General features: G+C 58.4%; 11 protein-coding genes. 8 read left to right on the top strand and 3 right to left on the bottom strand.

Annotated features, from left to right (window positions below; genetic code table 11):
• Positions 1–17: 17 nt before the first annotated feature.
• Both CE168_RS03345 and CE168_RS03340 read right to left on the bottom strand, forming a co-directional pair.
• On the bottom strand, positions 18–1,706 hold the full coding sequence (locus CE168_RS03345) for a glycoside hydrolase family 43 protein (RefSeq protein ID WP_236824293.1): 1,689 nt from the start codon (positions 1,704–1,706) through the stop codon (positions 18–20).
• Positions 1,688–3,283, bottom strand: coding sequence for a glycoside hydrolase family 43 protein (locus CE168_RS03340; RefSeq protein ID WP_099571088.1), 1,596 nt, complete (start codon positions 3,281–3,283; stop codon positions 1,688–1,690). The genes CE168_RS03345 and CE168_RS03340 overlap by 19 nt, the downstream gene beginning before the upstream one ends.
• 100 nt (positions 3,284–3,383) lie before the next feature.
• On the opposite strand from CE168_RS03340, the gene CE168_RS03335 reads away from it, so the two are divergent.
• From CE168_RS03335 to CE168_RS03300, 8 genes are all read left to right on the top strand, one after another.
• The gene (locus tag CE168_RS03335; protein ID WP_099571087.1) at positions 3,384–5,513 is read left to right on the top strand and encodes a family 43 glycosylhydrolase; all 2,130 of its coding nucleotides are present in this window, start codon (positions 3,384–3,386) and stop codon (positions 5,511–5,513) included.
• An 83-nt stretch (positions 5,514–5,596) separates the two neighbouring features.
• Positions 5,597–6,673, top strand: a complete 1,077-nt coding sequence (locus CE168_RS03330) for a LacI family DNA-binding transcriptional regulator (RefSeq protein WP_022245262.1) — start codon at positions 5,597–5,599, stop codon at positions 6,671–6,673.
• Between the two features lie 267 nt (positions 6,674–6,940).
• Complete coding sequence (locus CE168_RS03325; protein WP_099571086.1) at positions 6,941–7,957, top strand: glycoside hydrolase family 43 protein; 1,017 nt, start codon at positions 6,941–6,943, stop codon at positions 7,955–7,957.
• Between the two features lie 253 nt (positions 7,958–8,210).
• Positions 8,211–9,527 carry an ABC transporter substrate-binding protein gene (locus CE168_RS03320; RefSeq protein ID WP_099571085.1) on the top strand — a complete coding sequence of 439 codons (1,317 nt, stop codon included), beginning with the start codon at positions 8,211–8,213 and terminating at the stop codon, positions 9,525–9,527.
• Between the two features lie 149 nt (positions 9,528–9,676).
• Positions 9,677–10,624, top strand: a complete 948-nt coding sequence (locus CE168_RS03315) for a carbohydrate ABC transporter permease (RefSeq protein WP_099571084.1) — start codon at positions 9,677–9,679, stop codon at positions 10,622–10,624.
• Positions 10,621–11,529: a carbohydrate ABC transporter permease gene (locus CE168_RS03310; RefSeq protein ID WP_099571083.1), complete on the top strand. Its 909-nt coding sequence runs from the start codon at positions 10,621–10,623 to the stop codon at positions 11,527–11,529. Before CE168_RS03315 ends, CE168_RS03310 begins: the two co-directional genes overlap by 4 nt.
• A gap of 189 nt (positions 11,530–11,718) precedes the next feature.
• Positions 11,719–14,241, top strand: a complete 2,523-nt coding sequence (locus CE168_RS03305) for a beta-L-arabinofuranosidase domain-containing protein (protein ID WP_099571082.1) — start codon at positions 11,719–11,721, stop codon at positions 14,239–14,241.
• 37 nt (positions 14,242–14,278) lie between these two features.
• On the top strand, positions 14,279–15,337 hold the full coding sequence (locus tag CE168_RS03300) for a glycoside hydrolase family 43 protein (RefSeq protein WP_099571081.1): 1,059 nt from the start codon (positions 14,279–14,281) through the stop codon (positions 15,335–15,337).
• A 177-nt stretch (positions 15,338–15,514) separates the two neighbouring features.
• On the opposite strand, the gene CE168_RS03295 is transcribed toward CE168_RS03300, so the two are convergent.
• Positions 15,515–17,845, bottom strand: a complete 2,331-nt coding sequence (locus CE168_RS03295) for a transglycosylase domain-containing protein (protein WP_099571080.1) — start codon at positions 17,843–17,845, stop codon at positions 15,515–15,517.
• Positions 17,846–18,061 lie beyond the last annotated feature (216 nt).

Genomic DNA, 18,061 nt, shown 5'->3' with positions numbered 1-18,061 from the left:
TTCGGAAACTCGGAAATTCAGGATTGCGATCCCCAAATGCAGACATTGTTGCCGATTGCGGAGAACGTCATGACCGGCTTGCCGTCGATCTCGCGGGGGAGTGTTGCGAACCGTGCAATGTAGGTCACGTCGTCCAATCGGATTTCCGCGTCGCTTGCGCAACAGTTGAATCCGTTCACGGCGCCGGAAAGCGGTTTCCACGATCCGCAGGTGATCGGCCCGTCCGTCGACCTCGGCAGATTCGCGTCGGGAGTATCGAAGAAACTTACGATTTCACCCCGGGTGATCCGCCCGTCCTCATGGAACGTATATCGTGTCGGACGATTGATGCCAACGTACGTGCCATCATCCTCTTGCTTGCCGTTGAAGAACGTATGCTGATCATGCAGTACAACGTTGTAATCGCCTGTGATATCGGCAATGCCGGTCGGCGCGACGGCAACGGAACCGCGGTATTCGTACGGTGCCGCAGCCAGCCAGCCGTCGGAAGTTGGCAGTAATTCGCGTACGTGAGATTCGTAATCTTCATCATCGCCCTCGCTAAAGCGTTCCGCGAAACGGGTGTGGTAGACGAGGAACATGCGACCGTCCTCCGACCGACGAATGGCGGAATTATGCCCCTGCGAGACTTCGACATCGGCAAGTTCTGCCGGACCGCCATCCCACTGTACGGAAGACGTCAATCGAATGCCGGTGCCGCGCTCCTGATTGTCGGGAATCTCACCGTACGAAATCGCGGGATTGCCGTTCTGGTCCACGTACGGGCCAAGCAGCGATTTTGAACGGAACAGACGAATCTGATATCCGCCGGTGCGCCCAAGCCAGCCGTACGACATGAACAGATACCACCATCCGTTTTCACGAATGAAGTACGATCCTTCGCCGGAATTCCAGTAGCCTCCGGCCACTTTCACGCCGTAATAAGGATCGGAGGAATCCTTGACCAGCGGGTATCGCACGGAATAATCGCGCAAGCCGGTTTTCGGATCGAGCTTGAACATCCAGATGCCGCCGAACCATGAACCGAAACTCATCCACATTTCGCCGTGCTCGCACAATGCGGGCGCCGCGTCGATGGCGTTGATGCGCGTGTCTTTGAGCGACAGGTAGCGGGTCAGGTCATAGCCGACGGTGCCATCGGTTTTGGGCTCAAGTTCCAGCACTTTCGGCACGTCGGTGTTCCACAGGTTGCTCTCGTCGAAACCGGAATATACCACCGGCCCCACGTACGTCCAGTCGCCGTCCACATGGTCGGCGGTCAACAGCACGATCACCGAGCGGAACTGGTCGCCGTTCACCGACAGGTACATGCACCACTTGCCCATGGTCTCGTTCCAGATCACGTCGGGCGCCCACGTGTTGCCGAGCAGGTCGGGATTGGAATCCTGTTTCGGCCATGCCTGCCAAATATCGCCGAGCAGCGCGTACGGGTCGCGGCTCAGATTGTTATCGAACCGCTCCCAATGCACCATATCCGTGCTGCGCGCGCACCGACGATGCGTGCCGAACAGATAGTAGACACCGTTTTCCTCGACGATTGCGGGATCGTGCACGGCCACCCGCCCGGCATCAAGCGTATGCTCGATGCCGTTGGGCGAGATGGCCTGCGATGCGGGGCCTGCATTGCTTGCGTTGACTGCGCCGGTTGCGTCGGCTGCGGAATTCACGGTTGTTGCGCCGTTTTTGCTCACTTCTGAGACCCCCAAATGCACAGATTGTTCGTGCCCAGGGCGCTGAAGGTCATGACTTCCTTGCGGTCCTTGTCTCGCGGAAGCTTGTCGAACGCGCCGGAGTAGGTGACTTCGCCTTCGTCGCCGGTGAGCTTAAGCGTCATCTGGTTGGTGCCTTCCACGGCCTCCCAAGTGCCTGTCTGGTCGCCGGTCACGGTGCCGTCTTCCTTCAGGGTGATGTTGATGGGCTTGTTCACACCGCGATAGTCGGTGCTCGTCTTATCGGTGACCTTCTTCGGGCCCTTGAAATAGCTGGACTTGTCGTGCGTCACCATCTCGTAATCGCCGGCGATGTCGGCGGTCTTGTAGCCCTTCTTGTCGGCCTTGGTGCCCGTGTATTCGTACGGTGCGGCCGCCAGCCATCCGTCGGCGGTCGGCAGCAGCTCGTGCACGCGCACCTCATGCTTTTCGCCGGAACCGGAGAAACGGGTATGGTACACGAGGTAAGCGGTGCCGTCGTCGTCAACGAACGCGGAATTGTGGCCCTGGGAGACCTCGATGTTCGCGTTGTCGTTGCCGCTCCACTGGATCGAGCTCATCAGGCGCTCGCCGATGTCGCTTTGCCAGTTGTTGCCGATGGCCTTGGTGGAAATCGCGGTGTTGCCGGCTTCGTCAACGTACGGGCCGGTGATGTCCTTGGATCGGAACATGCGGATCTGGTAGCCACCGGTCTGCTGCAGCGCGCCGTAGGAGGCGAATAGATACCAGTAGCCGTTGTCGTGCAGCAGGTAGGAGCCTTCGCCGGAGTTGCCGAAGCCGCCGCCGAGCTTCACGCCATAGTAGGCGTCGGACTTGTTCGCTTCGGTGGGGTAGGTGGAGTTGTAGTCGCGCAGGCCGGTCGTCGGGTCGAGCTTGAACATCCACATGCCGCCGAACCAGGAGCCGAAGGTCATCCACATGTCGCCGTTATCATCGGTTTTCACGCACGGGTCGATGGCGTTGATGCCGGTGTCGGTCTGCGAGGTGTAACGGGTGATGTCGGCATCCTCGCCAAGCACCTGCGGCACGTCGGTCTTCTTCACGTTCACGCGTTCGAAGCCGGAATAGACCACCGGGCCAACGTACGTCCAATCGCCTTCGATGTCGTCGGCGGTGAGCAGCACGATTACGGAGCGGTAATTATCGCCGTTGATGGACATGTACATGCACCACTTGCCCATCGTTTCGTTCCAGACCACGTCGGGGGCCCACATATTGCCTTTGACGTCCGGATTCGTGGACTGCTTCGCCCAGCCTTCCCAAATGTCTTTGAAGACCTTCTCGTAGTCGGTGCTCAGATTGTTGGTGAAGGTGCTCCAGTTGATCAGATCGTCGCTTTTGAGCCAGGCGCGGTGCGAGCCGAAAATATAGTATTTGCCGTTGGCCTTGACGATGGAGGGGTCGTGGGATTCGCCGCGCTTGATGCTGGCGGTGCTGGTTTCGCTGGTTTCGGACTTTGATGACGCCGATGATTGGTCGGATGATGTGCTGGAGCAGCCTGCTAGCGTTCCGACGAGCACGGCTGCTGCGATCAGGCCTGCTGCGACCTGTTTCACAGTTGTACGGAGTTTCATTTTTCCCCTTCCTTGCGGATGATGCGATTTGTACAACGATGTAATTTCTTGTATAGTGTACAACGTTGTAAAGAAAAGTCGAATCATAAGGGGTTTCTCGATGTCGAGTTCCTACGAATTGCTGTGCTACGCGCGCGAAGCCACCGGCCGCGAAGAGGCGAATAACGAGGATATCGCCTACAGCATGCACCTTGCGTTGCGTGCCGACGGGGCCACCGAGTGGGAGCCGCTCAACGAGAATTACGGCGTTTTCTTCGCCGCCGGTGTGCCTATCCAGGCCGCATCCGCCGAATCTCGCCGCGCCTGCGTCGCCGCGGCGCATTTCGTCGCCGATCCGTTCGACGAGGCCCGTCCGGCCACCGATGCCGTCGCGTACGGCGCTGTGATGCCGGGAATCGACATCACGCTCAAATCCTTGAAGGATCCGTATCTGTTCCGCCTCGCGGACGGACGATTCGCTCTCGCGGCCACCCGTACCGCGCGTGGGGGAGCGCCGGACGGGTCCGAGCGGTCGGCGTTTCTGTTGGCGCTCAGCGACGATCTGACGGCTTTCACGCAGCTTGGATTGGTGATGCTGCGTACCGGCGGCGGCGTCAATCGTCCGTCTGTCGCATTCGACGCGGACGCCTCCCGTTATGTGATTTCCTGGATTTCGGATGATGGCGATGCGCGTTCCGCAAGCGTTGCCGATATTGTCGCCGCGGCCGCATCCGGCGAGCCGCTCGATGTTGCGGAAGCTGCGGTATCGGCGAAATCCTGCCATTCTGGCAACCTTTCCTGCGATTGCAATATTCCCAATGCCGTTCCTGGAAACGTGATTGATATCACCGAAGAAGAAGCGGCGAAACTCATCGAACGTTTCGGTCGTATTTACAACGTTGGAACATCGGTGGCGACGCAACATATCGATGCGGCCATCAGCGGCGAAGCGGCCCGTGAAGCCGTGCAGGCACTCGCCAAGGTCCGCGCCGATCTCGTCTACAGCGACGGTTCCGGCGCCACCCGTGTCGTGGATTGGAACAAAGACGAACTTGAGGCGATTGCGCAGGACGCCGCCGAAGGCAAGCTCCAGCCGGGCGACACGCGCACGGTGAGCGGCCGCATCCGCCAAACCGTATACCCGGTGCCATTTGCCGTGGAGCGTGCGGACCCGTCGGTGTTCGCTTGGAATTTCAACGGCAAGCCGATGTTCATGTTCATCGCCACCGACGATACCGACGGCAACTGCGTCGATCCGAACGATGGCGCCACGCATATGCCGTTGCGCATCGCCGACTCCATCGAAGCGCTTTCCGACGCGGCGGGCGGCCGTGCCAAGGAAATCGATCTGCTCAAATGCGGTGATTACAACGCTGAAGGACGCGCCATGACCGGCTGCTTCTGGGCGCCGGAACTGCATGTCATCGATGGAAAACTGTCGGTGCTCTTCATGCCATGCTTCGATGGGCCGGCCACCAATCCAGACGGCACGCCCAACGATCGCGCGGGCAAGCCAGACATGTGGACGGGCAGCTGCCATATCATGCAGCTCAAGCAGCATTCCGACGGCACGGATTTCGATCCGCGCGAACCCGAAAACTGGACGGTGCCGAAGCCGATTCTCACACCGACCGGCGGCGTGCTCAATCCCATCCAACGTATCTCGCTCGACATGACCGTCATCAGCGATTCCGGCCGCTGGTATTACGCTTGGCAGCAGGTCGGCAGCATTTGGATCGCCAGCTTCGATCCGGCCCGTCCGGAACGGCTTACCTGCGAGCCGAAGCAGGTCGTTGTGCCGGAATTCGCGTGGGACAATATGATCGCCGAAGGTCCGAACGCCATCGTGCATGATGGCACGATCTACCTGATTTATTCCGGCTCGCTGGTCGGTATTGACTACACCACCGGTCTGGTCACCGCTCCGGCCGGGCAGGACGCCGATCTGACCGATCCGAACGTGTGGACGAAGCTCGACTATCCGCTGCAGAAATCCGGAGTATACAACGGGCAATGGCAGCTCGGCACCGGCCATGGCATGTGGTCCAACGACGAGGACGGCAATCTCATCTATGTATTTCATAATGCGGAATACGAGAATGGACGGTATGGCGGCCGCGACGCCCAGGTGCGCCGCGTGCACTGGTCCAAGGAGGGTATGCCGATACTGGACATGCAGGCGGCGGAAGAGCTCAATCCGGACTATGCTGATATAACGATGAAAATCGTGGTTTCCGGCAATGAAGGCTGACTTCGTTGGCTTCAGCGCCGCAAGGGGTGAAAGCCGGTGTTGGGGCCGAATGTATGAGACGTTTTTGGTGAAAAGGGGTTGACATGCCGAAGCAGAATGGCGCCAACGGCGAGCACGTGGTGACCATGCGCGAGGTCGCGAAGGCGGCCGGCGTATCGATCAAAACGGTGTCCAATGTGGTCAACGACTACGAGTTCGTGTCGCAGGCCACGCGAGACAAGGTCAACAAGGCCATCGACGAGCTCGGCTACACGTTGAACGTGTCCGCGCGCAATCTGCGCAGGGGGCAGACCGGCATCATCGGCCTCGCCATTCCCGATCTGCAGATGCCGTACTTCGCGCAGCTTTCGTCACTGGTCATCGAAGAGGCCAAGAAGCTGGGCCTGCGCGTGATCGTCGAGCCGACGCAATACTCGCGCGAAGGTGAGATCGAGGCGCTGCACGGCTCCCAGCAGACGATGATCGACGGACTGATCTACAGCCCGCTGGAGCTTGACCAGGACGACGTCGACCAGCTGGACGTGGACTACCCGCTGGTGCTTGTGGGCGAACGCATCTTCACCGACAAGGTGGACCATATCGCCACGGAAAACGTGGAAGGTGCCAAGCGCGCCACGTCGTATCTGCTGCAGACCGGCTGCAAGCGCGTGGCCGTGGTCGGCGTGCATCCGGGCGAGAAGGTCGGTTCCGCCGCGCTGCGTTATCAGGGTTATCTTGAGGCGTTGGAAGAGGCCGGCGTCGAGTTCGACGAGCGTCTGGTGGTCGAATCGGGCATGTGGCATCGTAGCGATGGTGTGCGCGTGATGAACGCGCTGCTCGATTCCGGCGTGGTTCCCGATGGCGTCGTCGCGCTGAACGACATGCTCGCCTCCGGTGTGATGCATGCGATCCAGATGCACAATCTGCGCATTCCCGAAGATATTTCGGTGATCGGTTTCGATAATTCCGACGATTCGCAGTATTTGTCTCCTGCGTTGACGTCGATTGCTCCCGGTCTTGAGGCGGTGGCGCGTCTGTCGGTGAAATTGCTGAAGGATCGTATCGACGGGGTTTCGCCGTCGAAGGATCTCAAGCCGGAGCAGAAGGTGTTCCGCAAGGTTTCGTCGTCGTTGGTGGTGCGTCAGTCCACCAAGCTGCCTACGAATTCCTTGGTGGTGTGATTTTTCTTCCTTCTTTTTCTTCTTCTTTTGGAAGGAAGGAAGTGATTGGTGCCTCGGCGCTTGCGTCCGGTTTTTACGGATTGCCGGTGCCGAGGTTTTTGTTTTCCCTTTCTGACGATTGCCTGTTGCCGGGTACTGCGATTCGATTCTTCCGAGGAGTCGGATGCGAGAAACACGCGGTGCGTTCCTCCGATTTGTTACAACGTTGTAATAGTGATATATTCAACGTTGTAAATTACTGGAACAACGGATTGAAAAGGACTAGACATGGCTGTTTACAACAATCCGATCGTGCTTCAGCGCGCAGATCCTTGGGTCCTCAAAGTTGACGGCGAGTACTACTTCACTGGCTCCGACCCGGAATACAACTGCATCGCCATTCGTCACGCATCGAATATCAACGACCTGCAGAAGGCCCCTGAAACGGTGGTGTGGCGCAAGCATGAATCCGGCCCTGCGAGCATCTACATCTGGGCTCCGGAACTGCACCGCATCAACGGCGCTTGGTACATCTACTTCGCAGGCGCCGCAACGGATTTCGAGGCTTCCGGACTGCCGACGCATCGTATGTTTGTGCTGGAGAACACCGATGACGACCCCACCACCGACAACTGGGTGGAGAAGGGCCAGATCGTCACTCCGATCGACTCCTTCGCGCTCGACGCCACCACCGAGGTGATCGACGGCGTGCAGTACCTGGTGTGGGCCCAGAAAGATCCCGCGATCGAAGGCAATTCCAACCTGTACATCGCCAAGATGGCAAACCCGTGGACGCTGGACAGCGAGCCGGTCATGCTCACCAAGCCGGAATATGACTGGGAATGCATCGACTTCCTCGTCAACGAAGGCCCGGCCTTCCTGTTCCACGAGAACAAGATCTACATCACGTATTCCGCCTCCGGAACTGGTGTACCGTATGCCGTTGGCCTGCTCACCGCCGAGCGCGGCAGCGACCTGCTGAACAAGGATTCCTGGACCAAGAGCCCGGTGCCGGTGTTCAAGACCTGCGCCGAAAACGGCCAGTACGGCCCCGGCCACAACTCGTTCACCAAGTCCGAGGACGATTCCGAAGACCTGATGATCTACCATTGCCGCAACTACACGGAAATCAAGGGCGATCCGCTGTTTGACCCGAATCGTCATGCCCGTGTCGGCGTGGTCAAGTGGACGGAGAACGGCCCCGACTTCGGCGTGCCGGAACCCGACAATCTGTGGACTCCGGACACTACGGATGTGTTGCCGGCCGACGGCGGCGCTCTTGCGGGAACGCCGGTAGCGAACTGACTTACGTAATCGTAAGAAACGTTGCGATTCCAACAAAAATGAATAATTGAAGATTATAAAGAAACAGCTTTTCCATCGGCGTGTTTCCCGATTTGTACAACGATAGAAAAAGCTGTATAATCAAAATTACAACGTTGCAAACGGCAGTGCAGCTGACGAAGCGTGAACGACATCGCAAACAAGGTTGTTGATGAATGTCACTGCAACGGTTGGAGGAAATGTCTTGGGAGACCAAGAGGAAAAGGAGAAATCCATGAGGATCAAGAAGAGCACCAAGGCTCTCGCGGCTGCGGCGTCCTTGGCTATGATGGCCACCGTCGGCCTGTCCGCCTGCGGCGGCAGCAGCAACGACGCCGAGACGACCGCTGACGGCAAGGTCAAGATCACGATGTGGCACGGCTTCTCTGAGGCTGATGGCAAGACCCTCGAGTCCATCGTCAAAGACTTCAACAAGTCCCAAGATAAGTATGAGATCGATGCTCAGCTGCAGCCGTGGAGCACCATCGGCGAGACCATGGTGACCAAGGTCACCTCCGGCGACGGCCCGGACTTCGTGACCACCGGCGCCGACAACGGCCAAGGCTGGTCCATCGACGGCACCTTCCAGTGCGTCACCGATTTCTACGACGACAAGGACAGCGGCACCGATGAGTACATCGAGAACGTCGTTGACCAGATCACCTTCAATATCGACGGTTCCGAAGAGAAGTGCGGCGTCCCGATGGGTTACGCACCGACCGCTGTGTGGTATAACACCGACATGTGGAAGGCTGCCGGCCTGACCGACGCCGACTACCCGCAGACTTGGGATGAGCTGCTCGAAGTTGCCAAGAAGCTCACCAAGTCCGATGGCTCCCAGTACGGCATCGCTCTGCCGGATCTCGGCTGGGCTCCGTTCCTGAAGGGCAATGGCACCGGCATCTACACCACCGATGGCAAGGTCTCCATCAACACCAAGGAGAACAAGGCCTTCCTCGAGAAGATGCGTGACTTCTACAAAGGCGGCTACTCCGTGTCCGGCATGGATGAGACCGCTGCTCGTGAATCCTTCGAATCCGGCCAGTCTGCAATGGTGATCGTCGGACCGTGGGAGGATCAGGCCTCCACCGACAAGGGCATCAACCACGACCTGTTCCCGGTTCCGAACGGCGACGGCACCTATGTGTACCCGGACGGCACCAAGGGCTCCAACACCGGCTCCACCGGTCTGTACTGGTGGGTCACCTCCCAGGTTGGCGACTCCGCTAAGAAGCAGGGCATCTACGACTTCTTCAAGTTCTACAACAACCACGACAACCAGGTGACCTGGTCCCTCGGCTCCGCTTACCCGCCGAACAACACCACCGTCACCGCCGATGAGCTCTCTGAGCGTCCGCTGATCGCCAAGATCGGTGAGAACACCAGCAAGTCCTTCATCGGTATCGCAGGCCTCAAGGGTGGCTTCGGCGACATCGCCGCCTCCGTCGACACCCTGACCTCCAACACCGCCCGCACCGACGACGACATCCAGAGCCTGCTGGACGACGCCGAATCCCAGATCCAGGGCTACCTCGACGAGTACACCGAGTAAGCGAAGCGGGATTCACCTACAATCAACAAGTGAGCGGGGCTAACCCGCTCACCACCCCAGCAAAAGGCCACGGTGCTGGCCCTCACGCCAGCGACGCGGCCTTTGCTGTCTTAAAAAAACACATCCCTGGTGTCATTAAGGAGGAGATAATGGCACAAGCAACTGCCGTCCCAGGATCCGCGCATTCCGCGGTGGCCAAGGAGAACAAGAAGGCGATCCAGGCCCGTAACCTGCGCACCGGCCTGCTGTTCACCGCACCGGCCCTCATCGTTCTCGCAATCTTCGTTTTCTATCCGGCGATCAAGACGTTCATCACGTCCCTGACCTCCGACCGCATCAACCGTGCCGGCAAGTTCGTCGGTTTCGACAACTACATCAAGCTGTTCCAGAGCGCCGACTTCTGGACCGACGTCAAGAACACCCTCGTTTACGCAGTGGCCTACGCTCCGATCGTCGTGGTCGTCGCACTCGCGTTCGCACTGCTGCTCAACCGCAAGGACCTCAAGTTCGTCGGATTCTTCCGTACCTGCATGTTCCTGCCGTTCGTCATCTCCCTGACTGTCGCCGCCATCGCATGGCAGTTCATCCTCTCCCCATCGCTGGGCTTGGTTCCGTACTGGATTCAGCAGTTGACCGGCATCGCGCACGTCGATCTGCTCGGTACCCGTGAAACCGCCATGGCTGCCATCGTCTTCATCACCGTGTGGAAGAACTTCGGCTACTTCATGGTCATCTTCCTCGCAGGTTTGCAGGGCATCTCCGCCGAACTGTATGAGGCCGCCTCCCTCGATGGCGCCTCCGCATGGCAGAAGTTCCGCTACATCACTCTTCCGGCACTGCGCCCGACCTTCAATTACGTGGTCATCTTCGGCCTCATCGGTTCCTTCCAGGTTTTCGATCAGGTCTTCATCCTGACCTCCGGCGGCCCGGCACGCGCCACCGAAACCATCGTGTATCGCATCTACACCGAAGCATTCGGCAACGGCAAGCTCGGCTACGCATCCGCACTGTCGTACGTGCTGCTGATCATGACGCTCATCGTGGGCCTCATCCAGCTATATACCAACAACAAGCATGAGAAGGAGGAAATCGCATGAGCACCGCGACTCTTTCCGCACAAGAGCAAGAGAATGCCCGCATCAACGCCGAAAACGAGCGTCTTCGCAAGCAGGCGACCCGCAAGCGCTGCATCGGCCTGGGCTTCAGCTACTTCGCTTTGATCCTCATCACCATCCTGATGATCTTCCCGCTGCTGATTGTCGTGCTGGTGTCGTTCACCCCGAACGCCATCACGCAGACTTGGCCGCCAAAGCTCGTCCCGAACCAGTTCACCCTTGAGAACTACCAGTCGCTGTTCGAACGTCTGCCAATCGGTCGAGAAATGCTCAATACCGTCATCTTCGCCGGTGCCGTGACCATCATCTCCGTGTTCTTCGACTCCCTGGCCGCCTACGGCCTGTCCCGCGTGGACTTCAAGGGCCGTGGCCTGCTGCTCGGCGTGCTGATTGCCACCATGATGATCCCGGGCATGGCCCTGCTCATCCCGGTGTACAAGTTGCTCGCCAACATGGGCCTCATCAACAGCTACTGGGGCATCATCATCCCGCGTATGGCCGACGTCGGCGGCATCTTCCTGCTGCGTCAGTTCTTCATCTCCATTCCGAAGGACCTCGACAACGCGGCCCGCATCGACGGCGCAGGCGAATTCCGCATCTTCGCGCAGATCATTCTGCCGAACGCCGTGCCAGCAATCCTCACCGTGGGCATGTTCAACTTCATGGGCAACTGGAACGACCTGCTTTGGCCGTTGATCATGACCTCCAAGCCGGAGACCCGCACCATCACCGCAGGCCTCGCCATGCTGACCGGCCACGGTTCCTCCGTCACCCCGTACGGCGTGGTGATGGCAGGTGCGCTGATTTCCGCGCTGCCGCTGCTTATCGTGTTCTTCTTCGTGCAGAAGCGCTTCGTCGAAGGCATCGCGATGACCGGCATGAAGTAACCATAATTCAATAACTTTCCTTTCATCTCCTCCATCCGCATCTTGATCGGGTGCGGAAAATCCGCCGCGGTGTCTGCGATGCACTGCGGCGGATTTTTTAAAGTACGTGCGCTACATTGGACACAACGTTTATAACGATAGAAATCATCGTGTTCCCCTACCAATCATGCTGTGCGCAAAGGAACAATCATGAACGATGCCATCACACGCTTTCCCACATCCCGCGTCAGCATTGACGATACCGAATACCTAGCGGCTCAACAAGCAGGGGCGCAGTACCTGCTTCATCTCAATCCCGACAGGCTGCTCTATCCTTTCCGTCGCGAAGCCGGCATCCCCCAGCCGACAGCATCAAACGGTGAAACGATATTGTCATATCCCAACTGGGAGGCAACCGGCCTTGACGGTCATATCGCAGGCCACTATTTGTCAGCATGCGTAGCCTTCGCACAAGCTCTTGCTGGATCCTCTACCAACAACATCGCCGCCGCTGTCAACAGCACTGCTTTCATACAGCGTGCCGCCCATATGGTGCGCGGCATGTGCGAATGCCAGCAGGCCTTCTCCGATGACGAAACAATGCGTGGCTACATCGGCGGCATCCCGAATTCCCGCAGCATCTTCACCCGAATCGCACGCGGCGACGTCGAATCGCAGAACTTCGCTCTCAACGGCGGCTGGGTGCCGATATACAACCTGCACAAAACCTTCGCCGGGCTGCTGGACGCTTGGGAAGGACTGGCATGCATCGATGCGGATACCAGCATCATAGCCCGGCGGTCCGTCATCGAATTGGCCGACTGGTGGTGCCGCATCGCCGAACCGCTCAGCGACGAAATATTCGAACGCATCCTCGTCTCGGAATTCGGCGGCATGTGTGAATCCTTCGCCGAACTATACGCGCGCACAGGCAACGAACGCTACCGGCGCATGGCCTACCGGTTCTGTGACGCCACGATCTTCGAACCGCTGTCACGCGGTGAAGACACTCTTACTGGCATGCACGCCAACACGCAAATCCCCAAAGTGCTGGGCTGGGAGCGATTAGGCGCGCTGTGTGGCGACGACACCTGCAATACGGCGACCAATACGTTCTGGAATTCCGTGGTGCATCACCGTTCCATCAGCATCGGCGCACACTCGGTCAGCGAGCATTTTCACCCTGCCGATGACTTCTCCTCAATGGTCGAATCGCGCGAAGGCCCGGAAACCTGCAACTCCTACAACATGTCGAAACTAGCCGAACGGCTGTGGCTGCGTGAGCCGAAGCCGGAATATCTCGACTTCTATGAGCGCGTGCTGGAAAACCACCTGCTGTCCACGGTGAACCCTGAACATCCCGGATTCGTCTATTTCACGCCGATGCGGCCGGACCACTACCGTGCATACTCTACGTCCGGCCAGTGCTTCTGGTGCTGCGTCGGCTCGGGCTTGGAAAATCATGCACGTTACGGACGCCTTGTTTTTGCACGTCAGCATGTTGACGGCGAGCCGGAGCGACTGCTGTGCAACCTGCTGATTGGCGCGACGCTTGACTGGGCGGAGGAAGGTATTGCCGTTAGGCAGACGGTGACGCGCAGCAATGCTGACGGTGGACGGTACGTTGCACATATCCGCATTCATGCCGATGATGCACGGACGCATCGTCTGATTGTGTGTGTCAGGGATCCGTGGTGGGCTGCCGACTTCAGTATAGAGGTCGTGGCCGGCGGCGTTGCAGGTGATTGCACTGCGGTTGATTGTGTTGTGGACGACTGCGCCGTATTTGATGGCGCTGCGCCGGAGGGAGGGGCTTCGCAGTTGGCTTCGCTGCCGGAAGGCTATCGGGCCATGCGGCTTGAATGGCGAGGCGAGACTGAGATTCGCGTGCTGGTGAAGCCGCGCGTGAGCGTGGAACTGCTGCCAGACGGCTCCGCATGGGCGAGCTTCATGGTCGGTCCGAAGGTGATGGCGTTGCGCGGTGACGATCAGGATCTTATCGGCCAGTTCGCGGATGACAGCCGTATGGGTCATATTGCGGCAGGCCCGTTGCGTGCCTCTGCGGAACTGCCCATTATCGTTGCGGGCGATGCTGATGGCGCTGGTGTCGCCGGCGCTCCCAGCATGCTCGGCCAAGCCAGGCTGGACATGGAGAACAAGCGCCTGTCCGTGCCGGCGCTCGATTCCCGGAATCACCTGGTTGCATTGGAGTTGGAACCGTTTACCAGCATTCATGAATCCCGTTACAGCGTATACCTACCGATTGCGCCCAACGGTGATGTGGATGGCCGCCGTCAGGAACTGGCGCAGGCCGATGCGGAACAGATGCGACACGAAAGCAGCACGATTGATGCGATTTCGTGCGGCCAGCAGCAATCGGAAGTCGATCATGAATACTGTGGACAGAGCGATGACATGGGAGCGGATGGCACCATTCATTGGAGGCGTACCGCAGCGGAGGGGTGCTTCGGCTATACGATGAGGAGACCGTCTGACGGTGGCCGTTTGGAAGTGTCGCTGTGCGTTGACGACGCGGATATGCCGTATGCGCTGTCAATCGACGATGTAACGCTGAAACGCGTGGAGCGCCGCGTCATCGACGGTGATCCGTTATGCGCTGACATATATGATTTGGCCACTGCCGGCGACGCCTCACGTATCGCAGTGCGCATTGCCGCTGCCGGTCGGGTTTCAACGCCGCGAATCTCCGTGCTTCGCGTTGTTGCGTGCTGAGTATGATGCCGCTATATTGCAGGAAAGGATGCGGCCGATGAGTGATTGCACCAACGACCCTTACGCTTATCTTCTTGTACATTTCTTAGAGGATCCGGACGGCTACGCCGAACGCATCTATCTGGACGTGTCGGACGGCGACAATCCCCGTCGCTGGATTCCGCTCAACGGCGGGCGACCGGTACTGACATCGGATATCGGTACTACCGGTGTGCGCGATCCGCATATCATCCGCAATCCGCAAACCGGCATGTGGTATATCATCGCGACCGATTTGCGCGTATTCGGCGGTGACAATGGCGGATGGTACGAATGGTCTCATCATGCGAGCACGAATCTGATCGTCTGGCAATCGCCAGATCTGCTGCATTGGGAAGGCCCTCGCATGCTGGACGTCTCCCAGCGCGCCGACGGCACGCATATGCAACTTGGCATGGCATGGGCCTGCGAATGCCTGTGGGTGCCGGACTATTATCCGGAGGAATATGAAGGCGATCGCGGCGCATTCGTAATGTACTGGTCCAGCACCGTATTCGACGATGCGGATACGGCGCATGATGATAATTCTGTGACCAGTTCCGTGCTGTGGGGCGCGACCACCGACTTCACACAGGATACGTTCGAATTCGGCGGCGTGCTGATCGACACCGGTGGCGATTCCATCGACACCACCATGGTGCAGCGTCCATTGCCGGACGGCGGGCTGCGCACGTATCGCATCACCAAAGACAATTCCTTCGGCAACGGCATTTGGATGGACTACACCGATGCGCGGCGCTGGTGGGAATCCGACACGCAATGGCATGTCATACAACGTCATATCGGTGCGAATTATGTGGAAGACGGCAATCCCGGCGGTGTGGAAGGTCCCGCGGTATTCGCTAACCATCACAACAACGGTGGGCCGGACGACGAATGGTATCTGTTCGTGGACGTCATACCGTCAATCGGCTACAAGCCCATGAGCACGAAGGATCTTGACGCCGGCTGGCATCCGCTAAACGCCGCGGATTATTTCCTCTCGCCGCACACTAAGCATGGCGGCGTCGCCTCGCTGACTCGCGAGGAATACGAGCGTCTCATCCAAGTTCTCTGATTCGTAAAGCCCCTCTAATTCGTTAAAACCACGCGGTTTTAACGCTTGATGGTCCCTAAACACGCAATCCCCGTACTGCTTCCATTTTCGCCCTTTTTCGGGCCACGAAAATGGAATAGCAGTACGGGGATTACGGTTTTCAGACTTTAGGACTGGGACTCGGAACTCAGCCGAAATCTACTGCGTATTTCCGTTGGTTCCGGTCTGGCCGTTGGATTCGCTGGTGGAGCCTCCGCCGCTAGTATCGCCGCCGGTTCCGCCGGAATTGTCTCCGCTGCCGTCTCCGCTGTTGCTGCTGTTGCTGCTGTTGCTGCCGTTGCTGCCGGTTCCGCCGGTTCCGGAATTGTCTCCGTCTCCGTTACCGCCGCTGTTCTGATCGCTGTTCTGCGTCGGATCAGGCGTGGTCTGCTCGGTGTTCTCCTCGACCTTCGGCGTCTCCTGGTTCTGCCGTGTTTGGGTCTTCTGCGCGCCGGTGCCCCATGTGCCGTCCGGACCGCCGATCTTGCCGTTGTCGGTTGGCTCGGTGAAGGTCATCACCTCCTGATTCTGCAGGGCGAGTGACATGAACTCCTCGAACAGATGCGATGGGTAGCCGGTGGAGGAAACGCCATATCCTGCGAATGATGGCACTTCCTGCGCACTGCCGTCTTCCGCGGGATTCCAAATGGCCCACACATTGAGCAGCTGCGGCGTGTAGCCTACGAACGAAGCCGCCTTCTCGTCGTTCGCGGTGCCGGACTTACCGGCCACCTGGCGTCCGAGACGTGTCGAAACGCCAGCCGCGGTGCCATACGTGGTGGTGCCCTGCATGGCCTTCTGTACCAGATGGCAATCGTTCGCATCGAACACCTGCTGGTTCTCCTGCGCCGTCTTGTACAGTTCCTTCGAACCGTCGGACGTGAGCACCTTGTCGACGATGTGCAGCGTGTTCTTCGCGCCATCGTTCGCAATGGTGGAGTGGCCTTGCGCCAGATCCCACACGGTAATGCCGTTGATGCCCAGAATGTTGTAGGTGGTGTCTTCGGCGATGTCTTCCTCAATGCCCGCCTGATGCGCGATCTTGGCGAGATTCGCGGCGCCGAGGTGCTTGTTGACCTCCATGAACACGGTGTTCACCGAATTCGCGGTCGCCTGATAGAGGTTGATGTACCCCCAGTTGGTGTTAAGTGCGTTCGGCACCTGCGCGGTGGTTCCCGGAGTCGTCTCAAACGTCAGGCCGGAATTACCGTTGAACAACGTGTTGAAATTCACACCCTCCTGAGCGGCTCCCAGCAAACCGAACGGCTTCATCGTGGAACCCGGCTCGAATGTGGCCTGTGTGGCGTTGTTGAGCTGCTTGGTGAGGTAATCGTTGCCTGCATACATGGCTTTCACGGAACCGGTCTTCTGATCGACCGCAATACCGCCCACCTGAATACTTTCCGGCATGCCCTCCGGTCGGGTGTCGCCGACCTGCTGAATCTCGTCCTGCATGCCCTTGTCAAGCGTGGTGACGATCTTGTAGCCGCCGGTTTCCAGATCATCGGCGGTGAACGCCTTGGAATTGACCAGTTCGTTCTTCACCGTGGCCAGCAGATACCCGTTCGCGCCGGCCATCTGGTTGCTCTGCTGTATTTCCGCCACGGCAGGGAACTGCGCTTCCTTCTTCTCCTGGGCGGTGATGTAGCCGTCTTCCTTCATGATGCTGAGCACGCGGTCGTATCGCTTTTCGGCCTGTTCCTGATTGACGGCCGGATCCCATGAGCTCGGCGCCGGAATGATACCGGCCAACATGGCGGATTCCGGCAAGGTCAGATCGCTGGCGTTCTTGTTGAAATACGCCTTCGCCGCCGCCTGAATGCCATACGCGCCACGACCAAGATAAATCGTGTTCATGTAATTGCACAGCACCTGGCTTTTATCTTGTGCCTGCGCGATCTTGATGGCCAGGAACGCTTCTCTCAGCTTGCCGGAATACGACGTGGTTTCGCCCAAATAGTAGCGTTCCGCATACTGTTGGGTGATGGTCGAACCACCTTGCCTGCTGCCGGTGGTCAAGTTCGTATACAGTGCTCGCGCGATGCCATACAGGTCGATGCCCTTGTTGGTGTAGAAGGATCGGTCTTCCGATGCGACGATCGCGTTGCCCACGTAATCAGGCAGTACCGCGCAGTCGATGATTTCGCGGTTTTGCTCCGCGTAGCTGCCAATTTCCGTAGTGCCGTCGGAATAGTAGACGGTGGTTTTTTCGGCGAGGGCAAACTTCTCCGGTTCGGGGATTTCCGTGGTGATATACATGTAGGCGAACAGGCCGATTCCTGCTGCGAGCAGTGCCGCGAAGATGCCGAGTACCCACTTCAGTACGAGATGCTTGCGTTTGTTCTGCTTTTTCTTAGGTCCGTTGGCGCGGTGCGATCCATGGTTCTGAGGCTTGGGCGCGCTATGGAATGCGTTGCTGCGATTGCTGCTGGCGCCGCCGTTGCGGGCGCTTCTTGAGCGTGAGCTTACGCTTCGTGTGTGTGAAACCATAGCTTCCACCGTAGCTGATTGACTTGAGAAATCAGGTGGAAATAGGTGCGTTTGCCTTGGCGGGGGCATTTTTTGCGCAGCTCTTTTACAAATCGACAGTTTGCAGGACGTTGCCTCAATATCGGCTGATTTTCAGGGTTTTGTCAGTTTTTCAGGTGCCTTTTTGCTGTTTCGCAGGTATGCTTGAAACTTGGTACCTGTGAAACGCATATATAA

It is taken from the genome of Bifidobacterium sp. N5G01, from assembly GCF_002742425.1.
GTDB lineage: Bacteria > Actinomycetota > Actinomycetes > Actinomycetales > Bifidobacteriaceae > Bifidobacterium > Bifidobacterium hominis.
Note: the sequence above shows the minus strand (reverse complement) of the source record. Positions and strands in the feature narration are given on the sequence as shown.